Origin of the sequence: Pseudomonas sp. ArH3a (assembly GCF_022648765.1) — a bacterium.
In the GTDB taxonomy this organism is placed as follows: Bacteria; Pseudomonadota; Gammaproteobacteria; order Pseudomonadales; family Pseudomonadaceae; genus Aquipseudomonas.
Genome location: NZ_CP080330.1, coordinates 1,057,501 through 1,073,542 on the forward strand (window position 1 = coordinate 1,057,501; position 16,042 = coordinate 1,073,542).

The 16,042-nt window shown below is 59.9% G+C and carries 13 protein-coding genes and 2 rRNA genes (1 of these 15 cut by a window edge); 8 read left to right on the forward strand and 7 right to left on the reverse strand.

Features of this window, described 5'->3' with window-relative positions; genetic code table 11:
- The 5 genes from K0P33_RS04595 to K0P33_RS04615 all read left to right on the forward strand — a co-directional run.
- A 23S ribosomal RNA gene (locus K0P33_RS04595) occupies window positions 1-536 on the forward strand; it begins 2,356 nt to the left of the window's first position.
- Between the two features lie 170 nt (window positions 537-706).
- Window positions 707-822: ribosomal RNA gene (gene rrf, locus K0P33_RS04600) — 5S ribosomal RNA — on the forward strand.
- 248 nt (window positions 823-1,070) lie between these two features.
- The gene (locus K0P33_RS04605; protein WP_094948839.1) at window positions 1,071-1,730 is read left to right on the forward strand and encodes a paraquat-inducible protein A; all 660 of its coding nucleotides are present in this window, start codon (window positions 1,071-1,073) and stop codon (window positions 1,728-1,730) included.
- Window positions 1,717-2,340 (forward strand): paraquat-inducible protein A, encoded by a 624-nt coding sequence (locus K0P33_RS04610; RefSeq protein ID WP_094948840.1) that lies wholly within the window; start codon window positions 1,717-1,719, stop codon window positions 2,338-2,340. The genes K0P33_RS04605 and K0P33_RS04610 overlap by 14 nt, the downstream gene beginning before the upstream one ends.
- On the forward strand, window positions 2,333-4,636 hold the full coding sequence (locus K0P33_RS04615; RefSeq protein ID WP_094948841.1) for an MlaD family protein: 2,304 nt from the start codon (window positions 2,333-2,335) through the stop codon (window positions 4,634-4,636). The genes K0P33_RS04610 and K0P33_RS04615 overlap by 8 nt, the downstream gene beginning before the upstream one ends.
- A 171-nt stretch (window positions 4,637-4,807) precedes the next feature.
- Here K0P33_RS04615 and mksF read toward each other — a convergent pair whose 3' ends face one another.
- Genes mksF through mksB form a run of 3 tightly spaced genes read right to left on the reverse strand, consistent with a single transcriptional unit; the run spans window position 4,808 to window position 9,619 of the window.
- The gene (gene mksF / locus K0P33_RS04620; RefSeq protein WP_242154230.1) at window positions 4,808-7,648 is read right to left on the reverse strand and encodes an Mks condensin complex protein MksF; all 2,841 of its coding nucleotides are present in this window, start codon (window positions 7,646-7,648) and stop codon (window positions 4,808-4,810) included.
- The gene (mksE, locus tag K0P33_RS04625; RefSeq protein ID WP_094948843.1) at window positions 7,645-8,352 is read right to left on the reverse strand and encodes an Mks condensin complex protein MksE; all 708 of its coding nucleotides are present in this window, start codon (window positions 8,350-8,352) and stop codon (window positions 7,645-7,647) included. The genes mksF and mksE overlap by 4 nt, the downstream gene beginning before the upstream one ends.
- Window positions 8,342-9,619, reverse strand: coding sequence for an Mks condensin complex protein MksB (mksB, locus tag K0P33_RS04630; RefSeq protein WP_094948844.1), 1,278 nt, complete (start codon window positions 9,617-9,619; stop codon window positions 8,342-8,344). Before mksB ends, mksE begins: the two co-directional genes overlap by 11 nt.
- Window positions 9,620-9,805: 186 nt before the next feature.
- On the opposite strand from mksB, the gene K0P33_RS04635 reads away from it, so the two are divergent.
- Together K0P33_RS04635 and rimI are read left to right on the forward strand one after the other, a co-directional pair.
- Window positions 9,806-10,549 carry an energy transducer TonB gene (locus K0P33_RS04635; protein ID WP_094948845.1) on the forward strand — a complete coding sequence of 248 codons (744 nt, stop codon included), beginning with the start codon at window positions 9,806-9,808 and terminating at the stop codon, window positions 10,547-10,549.
- Window positions 10,542-10,994, forward strand: a complete 453-nt coding sequence (gene rimI / locus K0P33_RS04640) for a ribosomal protein S18-alanine N-acetyltransferase (protein ID WP_094948846.1) — start codon at window positions 10,542-10,544, stop codon at window positions 10,992-10,994. The genes K0P33_RS04635 and rimI overlap by 8 nt, the downstream gene beginning before the upstream one ends.
- A gap of 158 nt (window positions 10,995-11,152) precedes the next feature.
- On the opposite strand, the gene K0P33_RS04645 is transcribed toward rimI, so the two are convergent.
- A complete protein-coding gene (locus K0P33_RS04645) occupies window positions 11,153-11,557 on the reverse strand; it encodes a serine kinase/phosphatase (RefSeq protein WP_094948847.1) in 405 nt (134 codons plus the stop codon).
- 139 nt (window positions 11,558-11,696) lie between these two features.
- Between K0P33_RS04645 and can the strand changes: the two genes are divergently transcribed.
- Complete coding sequence (gene can / locus K0P33_RS04650; RefSeq protein WP_010213394.1) at window positions 11,697-12,341, forward strand: carbonate dehydratase; 645 nt, start codon at window positions 11,697-11,699, stop codon at window positions 12,339-12,341.
- Here the strand turns inward: can and K0P33_RS04655 are convergent.
- From K0P33_RS04655 to acpA, 3 genes are all read right to left on the reverse strand, one after another.
- Window positions 12,338-12,862 (reverse strand): SET domain-containing protein-lysine N-methyltransferase, encoded by a 525-nt coding sequence (locus K0P33_RS04655; protein WP_242154232.1) that lies wholly within the window; start codon window positions 12,860-12,862, stop codon window positions 12,338-12,340. The genes can and K0P33_RS04655 overlap by 4 nt on opposite strands.
- Window positions 12,863-13,009: 147 nt before the next feature.
- Window positions 13,010-14,179 (reverse strand): hypothetical protein, encoded by a 1,170-nt coding sequence (locus tag K0P33_RS04660; RefSeq protein ID WP_094948849.1) that lies wholly within the window; start codon window positions 14,177-14,179, stop codon window positions 13,010-13,012.
- A 122-nt stretch (window positions 14,180-14,301) separates the two neighbouring features.
- Window positions 14,302-16,002, reverse strand: a complete 1,701-nt coding sequence (acpA, locus tag K0P33_RS04665) for an acid phosphatase (RefSeq protein WP_242154234.1) — start codon at window positions 16,000-16,002, stop codon at window positions 14,302-14,304.
- Between the last annotated feature and the right edge of the window lie 40 nt (window positions 16,003-16,042).

The window sequence follows — 16,042 nt, forward strand, 5'->3', positions numbered from 1 at the left end:
AGGTACGAAAGTAGGTCTTAGTGATCCGGTGGTTCTGTATGGAAGGGCCATCGCTCAACGGATAAAAGGTACTCCGGGGATAACAGGCTGATACCGCCCAAGAGTTCATATCGACGGCGGTGTTTGGCACCTCGATGTCGGCTCATCACATCCTGGGGCTGAAGCCGGTCCCAAGGGTATGGCTGTTCGCCATTTAAAGTGGTACGCGAGCTGGGTTTAGAACGTCGTGAGACAGTTCGGTCCCTATCTGCCGTGGACGTTTGAGATTTGAGAGGGGCTGCTCCTAGTACGAGAGGACCGGAGTGGACGAACCTCTGGTGTTCCGGTTGTCACGCCAGTGGCATTGCCGGGTAGCTATGTTCGGAATAGATAACCGCTGAAAGCATCTAAGCGGGAAACTAGCCTCAAGATGAGATCTCACTGGGACCTTGAGTCCCCTGAAGGGCCGTCGAAGACTACGACGTTGATAGGTTGGGTGTGTAAGCGCTGTGAGGCGTTGAGCTAACCAATACTAATTGCCCGTGAGGCTTGACCATATAACACCCAAGCAATTTGACTACTTCGGACTTGGAAACAAGTAGAAGCATCAGATTGCGGTGTGTGAAGACGATAGAACCGAAAGTTCGATCTCACAAAACACCGAAAGCTATCACATACCCAATTTGCTGAAGCGAGGCCATAAGGTCACGACTCAGTACCCGAATTTCTTGACGACCATAGAGCATTGGAACCACCTGATCCCATCCCGAACTCAGCAGTGAAACGATGCATCGCCGATGGTAGTGTGGGGTTTCCCCATGTGAGAGTAGGTCATCGTCAAGATTAAATTCCAGAACCCCTGTTTGCTAACGCAAACAGGGGTTTTGTTTTGGGCGGTCGAAAAGCGTAGAGGCAAGTTTGCTCGCCAAGCACGTTAACGTTAAGCGGCCAACTGATACTAAGCATCACCTAAGTGCCCCACCGTTCTTGCATCTCAAATCCACCAATACCTCCCGACAAAATTGCACAGTTATTTCTGAACCAGACCACTAGAATAGGCACCTACCTTTTTTAGAGCTCGAGCCCTATCTATGCCCGATCCGGTTGATACCCTCGAGGTGTCGGACTTACCACTGGAGGATCTGGTGGCATGCCATGAGTGCGACTTGCTGATGCGCAAGCCCATACTCGCCCTCGGTGAAAAAGCCCAATGCCCACGCTGCGGTTACGAGCTCTATGCTCACCGCCACAACGTCGTTGAGCGCAGCCTCGCCTTGGTGCTGGCAGCGCTATTGCTGTACATCCCCGCGAACTTTTTACCCATCATGCAGCTCAATCTACTCGGGCAGTCCTCAGACGACACCGTGTGGAGCGGCGTTATCGGCCTGTTTGATACCGGTATGCAAAGTGTCGCGGCCGTAGTGTTTCTGTGCAGCATGGGCATCCCGCTGCTCAAATTGCTCTGCCAATTGGCCGTGCTGCTCAGCATTCGCTGGAAGATCGGCCGCAGTTATGGGCTGCTGCTCTACCGCATTTACCATCACCTCAAGGATTGGGGGATGTTAGAGGTCTACCTGATGGGTGTGCTCGTCGCGATCGTAAAGCTCGCCGACATGGCCTCCATCACCATCGGCCTCGGGCTCATTTGTTTCGTCAGTCTATTAATCGTTCAGGTACTGCTTGAGGTGGTGATGTCGCCCCACCAGATCTGGCAGGCGTTGTCAGGAGAGGATGATCATGCGGGCGATTGATGCGGGCATTCTGATTTGTACTGAATGCCACGAGTTGAACAAGCAGAAGACCGATACTGATGAGCAGCTCTGCACCCGTTGCGGCGCGCTGATCCATGCCCGTCGCCCCAACAGCCTCACGCGTACCTGGGCGTTGCTGATCACGGCGGCGATCTTGTATATCCCCGCCAATCTATTACCAATTATGACCGTCAACTCCCTTGGCCAGGGCGAACCCAGTACCATCATGGCCGGCGTGATCCAGCTGGTTCAGCACGGCATGTTCCCCATCGCAGCGGTGGTGTTTATCGCCAGTATCCTGGTGCCGACGTTCAAGCTGGTAGGCATTGGCCTGCTGCTGTTCTCGGTGCAGCGTCACCAACCGCTGTCCGCGCAACAACGCATTATCATGTACCGCTTTATCGAATTCATTGGCCGCTGGTCCATGCTGGATATCTTCGTGATCGCCATCCTGGTTGCGGTTGTTAACTTTGGGCGACTTGCCAGTGTCGAGGCCAATCTCGGTGCTGCAGCGTTCGCCAGTGTGGTGATCTTGACGATGCTTGCCGCAGTAACTTTTGATCCCCGACTGATTTGGGACAACACGGAGTCGGACGACGACCATGAGTGATTTGCCAAAAGCTAAAACCCGCCCAGCCTCCAACTGGTCGGCCATTTGGGTGTTGCCCTTGATTGCCCTGATCATCGGCGGCTGGCTCGGATGGCGTGCTTATTCCCAGCAAGGCATCGAGATCCAGGTGCGCTTTGAAAGTGGCGAAGGTATCCAGGTCAACAAGACCGAAGTGGTTTACAAAGGCATGACCGTCGGCAAGGTCAAGACCTTGGCGCTGGACGATGAGGGCAGCAATCGTGGGGTGATCGCCACCGTCGAGATGAACAAGGATGTCGAGCAATACCTCAAGACCAATACGCGTTTCTGGCTGGTCAAACCCAGCGTCAGCCTTGCCGGTATCACCGGCTTGGAAACCCTGGTCTCGGGTAACTACATTGCCGCCAGCCCAGGCGACGGTGAGCCGACTCGCAAGTTCAAGGCCCTCTCCGAAGAGCCGCCTTTATCTGATGCCAAGCCCGGCTTGCACCTGACCATCAAAGCCGATCGCCTCGGCTCGCTGAATCGTGGCAGCCCGGTGTTCTACAAGCAGATCCAGGTCGGCCAGGTCAAAAGCTATCTGCTGTCCGAAGACCAGAGCACCGTCGAAATCAAGGTCTACATCGAACCGACCTACGCCAGCCTGGTGCGCAAACATACGCGTTTCTGGAACGCCAGCGGCATCAGCATCGACGCCAACCTCTCCGGCGTCAAAGTGCGCAGTGAATCCCTTTCCAGCATCGTCGCCGGCGGCATCGCTTTCGCCACACCGGAGAATCGCAAGGACAGCCCGCCAACCGACCCGAGCCTGCCGTTCCGCTTGTACGAAGACTTTGACGCTGCCGCCGCCGGTATCAAGGTCAAGGTCAAACTCACCGACTTCGAAGGCCTGCAGGCTGGGCGCACCCCGGTCATGTACAAAGGCATTCAGGTCGGTAGCCTGAAAACCCTGAAGATCGACCCGGACCTGTCCAGCGCCAATGCCGAGCTGACCCTCGACCCACTCGCCGAAGACTACCTGGTGCAAGACACCCAGTTCTGGGTGGTCAAGCCGTCCATCTCCCTGGCCGGTATCACTGGCCTGGAAGCCTTGGTCAAAGGTAACTACATCGCCATTCGCCCCGGTGACAAAGGCAGCGCACCACAACGTGAGTTCGTTGCCCGGGCCAAGGCGCCACCGCTGGACCTGCGTTCCCCTGGCCTGCACATGGTGCTCTTCACCGATAACCTCGGCTCGCTGGATGTCGGCAGCCCGATCCTCTACAAGCAGGTCAAGGTCGGTTCGGTGCAGAGCTACCAGTTCTCGCGCAAGAACAAGCAACTGGTGATCGGCGTTCACATCGAGAAGGAATATGAAAACCTGGTCAACGGTTCGACACGCTTTTGGAATGCCAGCGGTGTCACGCTGACGGGCGGGCTCACCGGCGGCATCCAAGTGAAAAGTGAATCCCTGGCCAGCCTGATGGCCGGCGGTATCGCCTTCGAAACCCCGGAACCGAACGTGCCGCTGAAAAAACGTATTCCGCGCTTCCGTCTGTTTGCTGATCGCGAGGCTGCCAATCAACACGGCACCTTGGTAACCATCAAGGTTGATCGTGCCGACGGTTTGCGCCCCGGCACGCCGGTACGCTTCAAAGGCCTGGACGTGGGCAAGATCGAGAGCGTCGACCTGAGTGCCGACATGCAGTCGGTGTTGCTCAGCGCGCGCATCACCCAAGTGGCTGACCGGATCGCACGCACCGGCAGCCAGTTCTGGGTGGTCAAGCCAGAACTGGGCCTGATGAAAACCTCGAACCTGGAAACCCTGGTCACCGGCCAATACATCGAAGTACAGCCCTCCGCGAAAAACGCCGGGCCACAAAAAAGCTTCGTTGCGTTGGATAAGCCACCCGAGGCGGTCCATCAGGAGGAAGGCTTGAGCCTGGTGCTCAGCGCTGCACGCCGTGGCTCGCTGAAGGAAGGCGTCCCCGTCACCTACCGCGAAGTCACGGTCGGCAAAGTCACCGGCTACGAGCTGGGCCAGACCGCCGACCGCGTACTGATCCATATCCTGATTGAGCCCAAGTACGCGCCACTGGTACGCAGCGGCAGCCGCTTCTGGAACACCAGCGGCTTCGGGCTCGACTTCGGCCTGTTCAAAGGCGCGACGGTACGTACCGAGTCCCTGGAGACCCTGGTCGCGGGCGGCATCGCCTTCGCTACGCCAGATGGCGAGCGCATGGGCAACACTGCACGGCCGCAGCAGACTTTCCCGCTGTTCGACAAGTTTGAGGACGAGTGGCTGACGTGGGCGCCTAAAATCCCGCTCGGCAAATAAACCGAGGCGCGGCCATCGCGGGCAAGCCCGGCTCCCACATTCAACCGCATTTATCTTGTAGGAATGCGCTCACCTGTGGGAGCGGGCTTGCCCGCGAAGAGGCTGTAACAGGCGACAAAAAAGGCCCCTGGATTCTCACCCAGGGGCCTTTTTGCATTTCAGTTCAACCGATCAAACCTCATCCAACTCCGGCTCATCCGCCTGCACATTCACCGTAGCCTTTACTGCATCGTGACGACGGATGTACTTCCAGTCCGCCTCATCAATGTAGATGCCATTCGGCCCGCTGCCGCCTTCCAGGTCGATCGCCACTTGGGCGGACACCTGCGGCTTCACACTGGCCAGAATCGGCACGAAGCCCAACTGCAAGCTGGTTTCCAGCAGCGCCGCCTGGTTCTTCTCATCGATGTCCGCCGCCTCGTCGAGGTAGTACGGCAAACGCACACGCCCGGCCTGATCACGGTCCATCAAGTGCAGCAACAAGTACATGTTGGTCAGCGCTTTGATGGTCATGGTGGTGCCGTTGGACGCCGCACCGTCGATGTCGGTGTGAATCACCGGCTGGCCATGCACCTTGGTGATCTCGAACGCCAGCTCGAACAAGTCCTTGAGGCCCAACTGGTTATGGTTGGCCGCCACCAGGCGCGCGAGGTATTCCTTGGCCTCTTCGTTCTTGTTGTCCTGCTCGGCGCTCTGGCTTAAGTCGAACACCGACAGGGTTTCGCCTTCTTCATACTGACCGGCACTGTGGATGATCTGGTCGATATGCTTGAGGGCTTCCTTGTTCGGCGCCAGCACGATGCGGAAGCTTTGCAGGTTGGACACCTGGCGCTTGTTGATCTCGCGGTTGAACAAGGCCAACTGGTGTTCCAGGCTGTCGTAGTCGCTGCGGATATTGCGCAGGGTCCGCGCGATGTCGGTCACCGCCGCACGGCGTGCCTTGCCGAGTGTCAGGGCTTCATCGGTACGGTGTGCATAGGCGTTGATCAGCAGGTGCAGGCGACGCTCCATATCATCTTCACTGTCGAACTTGGCCACGCCTTTGAGGCGCACCTGTGCATACAGTGCGTCGATCTGGCCATCGGCGCGCAGCAAACCTTGCCAGCTGTCCTGATAGTCATTGAGCAGCGGCAGCAGATTGTCCATGGAGTCGTCGACCGGGTCCATGAACGGCGTGCCGAACGGCAAGTCCGCCGGCAGCAGCTGGCGACGGCGCAGCGCGTCATCCAGCGTGCGTTGCTTGGCTTCCATATCGCCGATCTGACGCCCAACCAATTGCAGCTTGGCCGACAGTTGCTGCACACGTTCGGTGAAGGCATCACTGGAGCGCTTCAACTCATCCTGCGCGGCTTCCATCTGCGCCAGGTTTTCCAGCTTCTCGCCTTCTTCGGCGCTCAAGGTCTGCGCACGACGGAAGTCTTCCAGCGCTTTCTGCGCATCCAGCACTTGCTGGTACAGCGCTTCGGTCTGGGTCTTGCTCGCCGCACGATCAGAAGCTACAGCCTGCTGCGTCTTGAGCTGCTTGAGTTCTTTTTCCAGGCGCTCTTTCTGGTCACGCAACGCCGCGCGATCCGCCAAGGCCTGCAACGCAGGTGGCTCGATGTGGGAAATGTCGATGGACAGCCCCGGCACTTCAAAATGCTCACCTTTGAAGCCATCAAGGATCTGCTCCAGGGATTTTACCCACTGGCCGTCCTCGTCCAGCGTGATGCCATGCTCGCCCAATGGCAGGCTGAACAACGAACTGTTGAACAAACGCATCAGACGCTCGACATCCTGCTGCGAAAACTCCTCGCGCAGTTTGGCGTAGCTGTTGTTGTCTGCGTGGTCGAGCTGTTGCTTGACCGACTTCAGGCGCTTTTCCAGGTCGCGCAGACGCTCGTCCAAGTCCTCGGCGCTGAACTGCCGGGACTGTGCCAACGCACCTGCCAACTCATCGTGGGCATCCTTGGCGGCCAGCAGTTGCTGCTCCAGCACCTTGACGTCATCCACCAGCGCAAAGCGATGCTTGAGCACCGACAGCTCGCCCAACCAACGCTGAATGCCACTGATTTCCCGCTCCAGGCGCATCAGCTCCTGGGTGCCGCCGCGCTGATCGTTTTGCAGCGCGTCCTGTTCATTGCGGTAGTGCTCGGCCTGGATGGTCAGCTCTTCCTTGCGCGCACTGGCGTAGTCCGACCAGGTGCCCAGCAACGAGTCCAGCAATGGCGACAGGCGATGCAATTTGCCGCGCAACGTGTCGCGCTGGCGAACGCCATTGGCCAGGGCTTCAACCAACGGGCCGGCAGCCACCAGCGAGTTGTAGTCCTGCTCCATGCGCCGCACATCGCGGAAGGCTTCTTCGCACGCGGCGATGTAATCGACACTGCCGGAACGCAGGCTGTGTTCGAAGGCATCCAGGAACAATTGCTTGAGTTTGGCCGCGGTGATTTCGCGCATGTGCAGCAGGTTGATAAACAGTGCGCGAAAGGTCTTCAGACTCTGCTCGCTGGTGGAGCGCAGCGGAATCAGGGTCAGGTCCAGCGGGATCGACGTGTGGCCGCCCACCAGCAAACGGCGCAGTTCATCCGGCTTGAGTTCGTAGGCTTTCAGGCCTTCGCGCTCAAGGTTGGTGAACAGCTCTTTCTGGCGCAGGCAGGTGTCGTTTTTCTGGTAGTGGGCCAAATCCAGCTTGCCGGCATAGGCAAAGAACTGGTGACCAAAACCACCGCCGGGGCCACGCCCGACCACGCCGATCACGTGCGGGCCGTGGGGCAGCGAGACTTCCACGAGGATGTAGCTGGTGTCGGTGGCAAAGTAGAAGCGCCGCGATTGCTCCAGGGTGTACTTGCCGAAACTCATGTCCGACATGCGCGCCAGAATCGGGAATTGCAGGGCGTTGATCGACGCGGATTTACCCAGGTTGTTCGCGCCATACACCGACAGCGGCTCTTCCAGCGGGAACAGGCCCAAACTGTAACCGGCGGTGTTCAATAGGGCGAAGCGGCGGATGCCGTAGCGTTCCTTACTCATGCATCGGTCTCCTGTTCTTCGGCAATGGCGCGGGCCATCGCGTCTTCTTCGCTTTCTTCTTCGAAGTCACTCAAATCCAGCGGGTCATCGGTCTTCAGCAGTTTCTCGTCGCTGTCTTCGTCGATGATCACCGGCGCCGGCAATGGCAACACGCTGTGCACGCTGGCCGCGAGGTCACGGTCTTGCTGCACCGACAGGCACACGTCGAGGAAACGGTGCATCGGCGGTAAGAAGCGGTACACGCCGTTGTCTTCGCTGGCAAAGCCCAGTTGGGTCATGCGGCGCATGATCTTTTCTTCGAGTTCTTCCTGGGTCTGCACTTCGGCCTGGATAAACAGGTCGCGGTACTTCTCCAGTAGCGAGGGCAACTCATCGCGGCCCAAGCTGCCACCGTCGAGCACGGCGATCGGGTCGCGGCCTTGGTCGGCCAAATGCTCGACGATGATGAAGGTGAACAGCGCCAGGCGCTGGGCGGTCTTGTTCACCTGCGCGCTGGCGATGGCGGAGTCCGGTACGAAGTAATAGAAACCACGGGTATCGCACACCAGTTCAAAGCCCAGGGCCTTGAACAGCGTGCGGTACTGGTCCTGGAAGTTCGACAATTGCGCGTACAGCTCCGGGTCGCGGCGGCTGACGTGATAACCCTTGAACAGCTCGCGAAAGATCGGCGCCAGCTGGGACAGTTCGGATAGATCAAGTTGCATTAGGTGTACTCGCAGAATTCTCGGCCGTATCAGAGCCGGCCGGGAGCAGGGCGAATGAGCGCAGGCTGACCTGGTGCTCGTGTGTGTGATAGTCGCGGCGTTCCAGGCGTTCGCGCTTGAAACGTTTCTCGCGTGAGAGTCGCGAGAACCAGTACAGCAATTCGTCGGTGGCGCCGTCCGGTTCCTGCTCCAGCAGCCAAGTCATCAGGTCCGGCATCGGCAGTGCATCTTCGCAGCGCTCGAGCATTTCCTTGACCGTGCGCGGTGCACGCTGGGCTTCGCCCTTGTGGGATTTGTGCGCCTTGGGGAAACGCGCCGGTTTCGGCTCGAAATTCGCCAGGGCATACACATAGGCCTCGACCTGGCTGGCACTGCCGAGGAAGGTGCTTTGCGGCCGGGTGAACATCGGCATCGCCGCCTGCGGCACCGCGTCCAGGCCTTTACGGCGAATGGCCGACAAGGCCAACGCCGCACCACGGGTCACGGCGTTGTGCCGGCGTGCTTCTTCACGCAGCGGCAACAGCAGTTCGCGGGCGTGACGCAAGGTCAGCTGGGCGCTGGTCTGCATTTCGAGGATGCGCGCGTGGGTACGCAGCAGCATGTCATCGTCCACCAGGTGGCCGAGGCGCTGCTGTTCGGTAAGCATGCGCAGCAGCACGTTCTCGACCTTGCGCACGCCTTGCTCGAAGGCACCGTCGGCGTTCACCAGTTGGATCATCGGTTCGACGTATTCGTCCCACGTCGCCAGGACCTCGGCGTAACGCTGGCGCAATGGGATCTGCCGGTCGCTGGTCTTGGCGCGGTCGGCCACGGCGGCGAGGGCTTGTTCGTCGTTGGCGAGCTTTTTCAGCACGTCGCGTACGCGCATATCCAGCAGGCGCAGTTGACGGGCCAGGTCGTGGCCATCGCGGATGTCGAAGGCGTCCTGGATATAACCGGCCAGGCGCTCAAGGTGGCGCAGGTAGGCTTCGATTTCCAGGCACAGGCCAAGCCGGTGCTCCTTGCGAAGATAAGCGAGGAAGTCGTGGATCTGTGCGTTGAGCTCGAAACGGTTCGGGCTCTTGGCGACAGGCACCAGGATATCCAGGCGAATCCACACGTCCAGCAGGCTGGTGATGTCCTGGGGCGTGCTGTCCAGTTGTTGGGCGGCCAATTGCGCGCGCAGCTCGCCCAGGCTCAAGGTGCCTTGGTCGAAGTGTTCGCACAGTGGCTCAAGTAAGGCCCAGTGTTCGGCGAGGGCGCGCAGGACGCGCTTGGGTTCGATCATGGAATGGCCGGCTGGTTGGCGATTAAAAGTCGCGATTGTACTGCATCAGGCGCGGGATTTATCCACAGCCGGTCAGTGCGCAGTGGGCGATTGTTACCGAACAGCGGTAGAATCCCCGCTCTTTACTTATCCACAAGTGGCCGAGCTGTGCTTATCGAGTCCCGACGTCGCGCTTACTTGACCGCCATGCAGGTGGTCAACTGGCTGCCCCGCACCGAACTGCCGTTCGCCGCCCCGTCGCGGCCCGAGCTGCTGCAAGCGCTTGAGCCCTCTGAGGCGTTCGAAGTTTCGGGGGAGGAGGCCGCCGCACCGGTGGCGGTGGTCAAGCCCGCCCCCGAGGCGCGTCCTGCCGTCGAGCGGGCGAAGATTGAAGTGCCGCGCCCCTCTGCGATGGTCAAGCCGGCAGTGGTTGAAGAGCCTGCGCCGGTCGCCAAGGCCCCGGTGGTGCCGCCGCCGCGCTTTGCCCTGCAATTGTTGCGCGCCGGGCGTTGCCTACTGCTGGTGGAATTGCCCACCGGCGAGCGTTTCCAGACCCGCGACCCGGCTTACATGCTGCTCAAAGACATGCTGCGCGCCGCCGGCCTGCCCGACAGCCCGCAAATTGTCGGCGACCCGGTGCGCTGGCCGCTGCTGGTGCGCGGCACCATGGACCAGGGCCCGGAAGCCGCGCGGGATTTTGTACAAGGTTTTGTTTCGGCACGCCTGGAAGACGAACCCTGCGTGTGCCTGTGGCTGATCGGCCTGCCCGCCGTGCGGTTTGCCGGCGAAGCGAATGCCGAAGCCTGGTACCGCGAACTGCAGGTCGAAGGCCTGGGCTCGGTGTGGGCCCTGCCGGGCCTTGAATTATTAATGGAAGAGCCACAGCGTAAGGCTGATGTCTGGCAAGCCATGCGCCGGCTGATGGCGCGCTGGAAAAGTACCGATGAGTGAAGCTTTATCCTTCCGCCCGATGACCGAGGCGGACCTCGACGCTGTACTGAAGATCGAATACGCGGCGTTCAGCCATCCCTGGACCCGTGGGATTTTTCTCGATGGGTTGGGCAAATACCAGATCTGGCTGATGTTCGAGGGCGAGCAGCAGGTGGGGCACGGTGTGGTGCAAATCATCCTCGATGAGGCGCATTTGCTGAACATCACCGTCAAACCGGAGAACCAGGGCCGTGGCCTTGGCCTGGCGCTGCTTGAGCACTTGATGTCCCGCGCGTATGCGGCCAGTGCGCGCGAGTGCTTCCTGGAGGTACGTGACAGCAACACCGGCGCGTTCCGCCTGTACGAGCGCTACGGTTTCAACGAAATCGGCCGCCGCCGCGATTACTACCCCGCTGTGGGCGGGCGTGAAGATGCGGTCGTCATGGCCTGCACCCTGATCGACTAAAACGCAGGCATCCCATGTGCAAGCAGGCCCCTGTGGGGGCTGGCTTGTCGAACCGCTGCGAGAGCCTCACCTCGGCCTCACTCGGGCACTGAGGCGCCTGCATCGCGGGCAAGCCCGGTTCCCACAGGGGCAGTGTTCACCGCTGGGCCTGTGGTGCGTCAGCGGTTACCGTCTACGGGATCGATATCGGCCAACTCGGCTTCATCCAGCCCATTCCCGCCGCCGATCTCATCTTCCTCGACGATGCTCAAATCGTAATCCGCCGGGTTGTCTTCACCCGCCTCCTGCGCATCCCGCGCGCCATCCTCATGGATCAGCGTTTCCGGGCTCATATCATCATCGGTGGACTCATGGTCATCCGTCGAAGCACCGGTCATCCCAGCTTCGCGTACCCGTTCGTCGGGCATCAGGTGCTCACGCTCGCGAGGTGGGATTTCATCGCCGATTTCTGCAGTCGGTGTCTCCTCGTCAAAGTCCAGCTCGCGCATCTCGCCCATGCGATCTTCGTTGTCATCAATCGGTTCCGGCTGTGTAGCGCCGTAGGGACGTCGTGATTCAGTCATGGCCAATCCTCATACTGTGGGGCTTATAGTGTGTGGACAGGCACGGCGCCCTAAAAATTCAAGCTAATTACGGCTTGGCGTGACCCGGACGAGCGGTTGTCTGTCACACAGCTGCGCATCATTCCTGAGGCTTTCCCTGATGAACGAACTACAAGACCTGCTTGATAACAATGAACGCTGGGCGGACGCGATCAAACAGGAAGATCCCGAATTCTTCGCCAAGCTCGCCCGCCAGCAAACCCCGGAATACCTGTGGATCGGCTGCTCCGACGCCCGGGTGCCGGCCAACGAGATCGTCGGCATGCTGCCGGGCGATCTGTTTGTGCACCGCAACGTCGCCAACGTGGTGCTGCACACCGACCTCAATTGCCTGTCGGTGATCCAGTACGCGGTCGATGTGCTCAAGGTCAAACACATCCTTGTCACTGGCCACTACGGCTGTGGCGGTGTGCGCGCCTCGATGCAGGACCGCCAGTTCGGCCTGATCGACGGCTGGCTGCGCACCATTCGTGACCTCTACTACGAAAACCGCGACCTGCTGGCCCAACTGCCGACCGAAGAAGAACGCGTGGACCGCCTTTGCGAGCTGAACGTGATTCAGCAGGTGGCCAACGTCGGTCATACCAGCATTGTGCAAAACGCTTGGCACCGTGGGCAGAGTCTGTCGATCCATGGCTGCATCTACGGCATCAAGGACGGTCGTTGGAAGAGCTTGAACACCACCATCAGTGGCTTCGAGCAGTTGCCGCCGCAATACCGCCTACGCCCGTTGGGTGAAGCTTAAAGGCGCGTCTTGTCGTCCCGTTGCTCCAGGAACAGCTTGCCTTCCAGGCTGAACTGTTCCTCCGGGCCTTTGATCCAGCCCCTGCAGTTGGGGCTGCCGCATTGGCAGGCGAACTGGCGGTGCAAGACGTCGCCGGTCTTGGCGTAATCGATGGTCAGCCACGTGCCGGCGGCAATCGGCATGACTGACCAGAGCTCCAGATAGGATGTATCGAGATATACATTTGGATCGCAGGAGTGATGCAGTTGGCCGCAGACCCACGGGTCGTACAGCCGGATGCGTGCCGAGATCTGGAAGGTATGCGGGCGCCGTTCGCTCAAGGCATAGCCGAACACGCGGGCAATGAGTGTGCGGCTGTCGAAGCCCACACGGGCTTTGATGCCGATGACCTCGCCGTGTTTGTCACGTATTACCTCAAATTGCCGGGACGACGGATAGCCGCACACGGCCAGCGTTGTCGCGAAGGGGTACAGGCAGTCATCGTCCGCACTATTAGCCTTATCCATGGCTTGAGTTTTCATCACTCTCCTGTGGTGGGCTGCATCGACTTGCGAACGGTGTCTGACTGCCAGTCTTGCAGCGAATGGGCCTGGATCAAGACTCGCTGAACACGTCAGCGATTTCTACTGTCAACCTTCACAGTAGAACTCGCTGATTTTTTGTGCGCACTACAGCGCTGGCGCTGTGACTAGGGGGGCTGGGGCGGTGTTCTTGAGCTGTTTCAACTGTGCCTTGATGGCGGGCGTGGCGCATTTTGCGTTGGCCTGCTCCGGGGTCAGGCTGCGCACCGAGGTGTAGAACAACTCACAGGTCTGCTCCTTGCGCGTGACTTGCCAAGTGTTCATGCAGGCCTTGAGCAATACATTCGGGTCGCTGGCGGGTTTTTGCCCCATGCCGGCCTGCCAGCAGGCAGCGCTCAGATCCTGGCCCATCACCTTTAAACCAGCCTCGTCGGCCTTTTGTTCATTGCCGTCATAGGTGGCCGGGTCTGCCGCATACCAGATGTAGCTCGGATGGTTGGCGCCCAGTACCGACACGGTTTTGCCCGCTGCCGGGCTGATTTGCGCCAAGCCCAGCACGCTCACCGTCTGGCCGTACTGTTGCTTGATCCAGCTGCGCACCGGGGCACCGAACGCGACCATCGGCAACGAGCCGTTAGCGCGCAGGCTCAGTTCCTTGACCATGCGTGTCTGATAGTCGGCGAAGTAGCTGTAGACGTTTTCCAGGTCTTTACCCGCGTTGGACGGCGCGGCGATCGGTGCAATATCGATGATGGTCTGGTAAGCCGGTGTTTCGGTGGCCGGGATGCCATTGTCGGTGAGCAAGCTGGCCCATCGGTCAGTGGTGGCCGATTCCAGGTAATCCTGGGCCTGGGTCAGCGAATAGTCAGGCGGGAAGTGCAGCAACTCGATGCTTTTGCGGTGTTCCAGCGCCATGCCCAGCGGCAGGAACAGGTACCAGTTGTAGGCCCACTTGCCGTCGGCGTTGAGTTTGCTGGCGCCTTGGTAGGCAAGGTCAGCGGTATTGAGCAACGTGGTCAACGGCTGCCCGTAGTGGTCCGGCACGCCGCTGAAGGTGGCTGAGACCTGGCCGTCGTGGGTCTTCACGCTGACCTTGGCACGGCTGTAGCCGTCGCGCTGAAGGCTCTGGTTCAAGTAGTGCTCGGCAGTCTGCTCCAGCGTCCATGGCCGAAAGCAGATCACGTTGCAGTTATTGGGGAACGCGAACAACTGGGTGACGCGTTGCGTGCTGCCCAGTGGTACTTCGATATCGGCCTGTACGACCGCACTGGCCAGCAGTGCGGCCAGGGTGAAGGACAGCCTGGTCGGTTTAAACATAGTTGGTTCCTTGTCAGCGAAAGCCCGTCTGCGCGGGTTGAAAGCCCACCTCCACACAGTAGCGGCTGACCAGGAAAATCGCGTGTTAAATCGCCAGGCGTGTCGCTATTGGATAAGAAAACCTACGCCTTGAATTCCAGCGCGTTGCTCAAGTCGCCCATGGGCTTCTGGCCGCGGGCGGTCATCGCGTCATCACGCAGCTTGAGGCCGTCCAGTTTCTCCAGCTGGAACACCCGGGTGATCAAACGCAGGATCGACGCCGTGTCGTACACCGTATGGTCCACCGTGCCTTTGCGCGCAAATGGCGAGACCACCACGGCCGGAATCCGCGTGCCCGGGCCCCAGCGGTCGCCTTTTGGCGGTGCAACGTGGTCCCACCAGCCGCCGTTTTCATCGACGGTGATGATCACCACCATGTTTTTCCATTGTGGGCTTTCCTGCAGCACCTTCAGGGCGCGGGTGATATGGCGGTCACCCGAGGCCACGTCGGCGTAACCGGCGTGCATGTTGAGGTTGCCCTGGGGTTTGTAGAAGGTCACCGCCGGCAGTGTTCCCGCCTGGGCATCAGCCAGGAAGTGGTTGGTGCTCGGTTCATCGCCCAGGCCGCCGTCGCGCAGGCGTTTCTTGCGCTCAACCGGGTTTTGCGGGCCTTGCTGCTTGAAGTAGTTGAACGGCTGATGGTGATACTGAAAACTCGGAATCTTCGGGATCGCTGCCGAATCCTTGTGTTCGTCGATCGTCGCCTGCCAGGCACCGCCATACCAGGCCCAGTCCACGTTTTTCTTCGACAGCTTGTCGCCGATGTGTTCGTGAGACTGCGGCACCAGCACGCTGGGCAAGTCGGGTTTGGCGTAGTCCGGGCGCTCCGGGTCGCGGATCCAGGTCGGCCAATACGGCGGCGCCATGGTGTTCACCGCGTAGCCGTCCGGCGTCAATGCGCTGGGGCCGAATTGTGGCGGGCCAGTCATGGCACTGGCCGGGGACTTGTCCAGCGGCTTGAGGCGCGTGTCGGTCGGGTCGTCGCTCTGCAGCGTGGCGATCTGCGATTTGGCCACTGAATTGGCAGCATCCGGGTAAAACGGCACTTGAGCGCTGATCAAATACTGGTGGTTGAGGTAAGAACCACCAAAGGCGCCCTGGAAGAAGTTGTCGCAGAGCACGAACTCCTTGGCGACGTCCCACAGGCGCAGTGAGTAGCGCGTTTGCGGGTAATGGCCAAACGTCAGCGCACCCGAGTCGGCCCAGGCGACAAACTGGTCGTTCTTGCCACCATTGATCTGCATTTGGTTCTGATAAAACACGTGCCACAGGTCGCGGGTGATCAGGCTCAACGGCAGGTCTTCGCCGTCCGGGCCTTTCAATGCGTAAGGTGCATTGGGTAAGTGTTCTTGATATTGGGTGGCGACGGGGTAAACCACGCCGTCGATCGTCTGCGGCCCAAGCTGAGTCACGCCGCCCCACACTTGCGGCAGCGTCTGCAGCAGGCTGCCATCACGGTCACGTTGCTGGTAGTCGGCGGGTTTGAGCGCGGACAGCGGGCTCTCTACGCCGGGGAAGCCGGCAAACAGGTTGTTGAAGCTGCGGTTTTCACCGTAGATCACCACCACATTTTTCACGTTGTCGTGCAGGGCCTTGTCCAGCTCTTGCGGCGTGAGTGGGCGCACTTGCGGTTTGCCCGAGGGCTCGCCGGTATTGCCGCAGGCACCCAAGGTCGCGCCGACCCCCAGTACCGCTGCGCCTCCCAGGAAGCGCCGGCGGCTGGTATCCACCGGTGGTAGAGCTGTGGAATCGGAGGAAGGGCGGTCTTGGTGCTCGTCACTCATTACTGGGAGTCCCTGCTGGCTAGTTGTTGCAAGATGTTTC

What these genes read in the sequence shown, in the direction of transcription:
- mksB (WP_094948844.1), bottom strand. Translation starts at nt 9,619, where the DNA reads ATGATCGAACCCAAGCGCGTCCTGCGCGCCCTCGCCGAACACTGGGCC.
- mksF (WP_242154230.1), bottom strand. Translation starts at nt 7,648, where the DNA reads ATGAGTAAGGAACGCTACGGCATCCGCCGCTTCGCCCTATTGAACACC.
- K0P33_RS04655 (WP_242154232.1), bottom strand. Translation starts at nt 12,862, where the DNA reads ATGAAAACTCAAGCCATGGATAAGGCTAATAGTGCGGACGATGACTGC.
- can (WP_010213394.1), top strand. Translation starts at nt 11,697, where the DNA reads ATGAACGAACTACAAGACCTGCTTGATAACAATGAACGCTGGGCGGAC.
- K0P33_RS04645 (WP_094948847.1), bottom strand. Translation starts at nt 11,557, where the DNA reads ATGACTGAATCACGACGTCCCTACGGCGCTACACAGCCGGAACCGATT.
- rimI (WP_094948846.1), top strand. Translation starts at nt 10,542, where the DNA reads ATGAGTGAAGCTTTATCCTTCCGCCCGATGACCGAGGCGGACCTCGAC.
- acpA (WP_242154234.1), bottom strand. Translation starts at nt 16,002, where the DNA reads ATGAGTGACGAGCACCAAGACCGCCCTTCCTCCGATTCCACAGCTCTA.
- mksE (WP_094948843.1), bottom strand. Translation starts at nt 8,352, where the DNA reads ATGCAACTTGATCTATCCGAACTGTCCCAGCTGGCGCCGATCTTTCGC.
- K0P33_RS04605 (WP_094948839.1), top strand. Translation starts at nt 1,071, where the DNA reads ATGCCCGATCCGGTTGATACCCTCGAGGTGTCGGACTTACCACTGGAG.
- K0P33_RS04660 (WP_094948849.1), bottom strand. Translation starts at nt 14,179, where the DNA reads ATGTTTAAACCGACCAGGCTGTCCTTCACCCTGGCCGCACTGCTGGCC.
- K0P33_RS04615 (WP_094948841.1), top strand. Translation starts at nt 2,333, where the DNA reads ATGAGTGATTTGCCAAAAGCTAAAACCCGCCCAGCCTCCAACTGGTCG.
- K0P33_RS04610 (WP_094948840.1), top strand. Translation starts at nt 1,717, where the DNA reads ATGCGGGCGATTGATGCGGGCATTCTGATTTGTACTGAATGCCACGAG.
- K0P33_RS04635 (WP_094948845.1), top strand. Translation starts at nt 9,806, where the DNA reads ATGCAGGTGGTCAACTGGCTGCCCCGCACCGAACTGCCGTTCGCCGCC.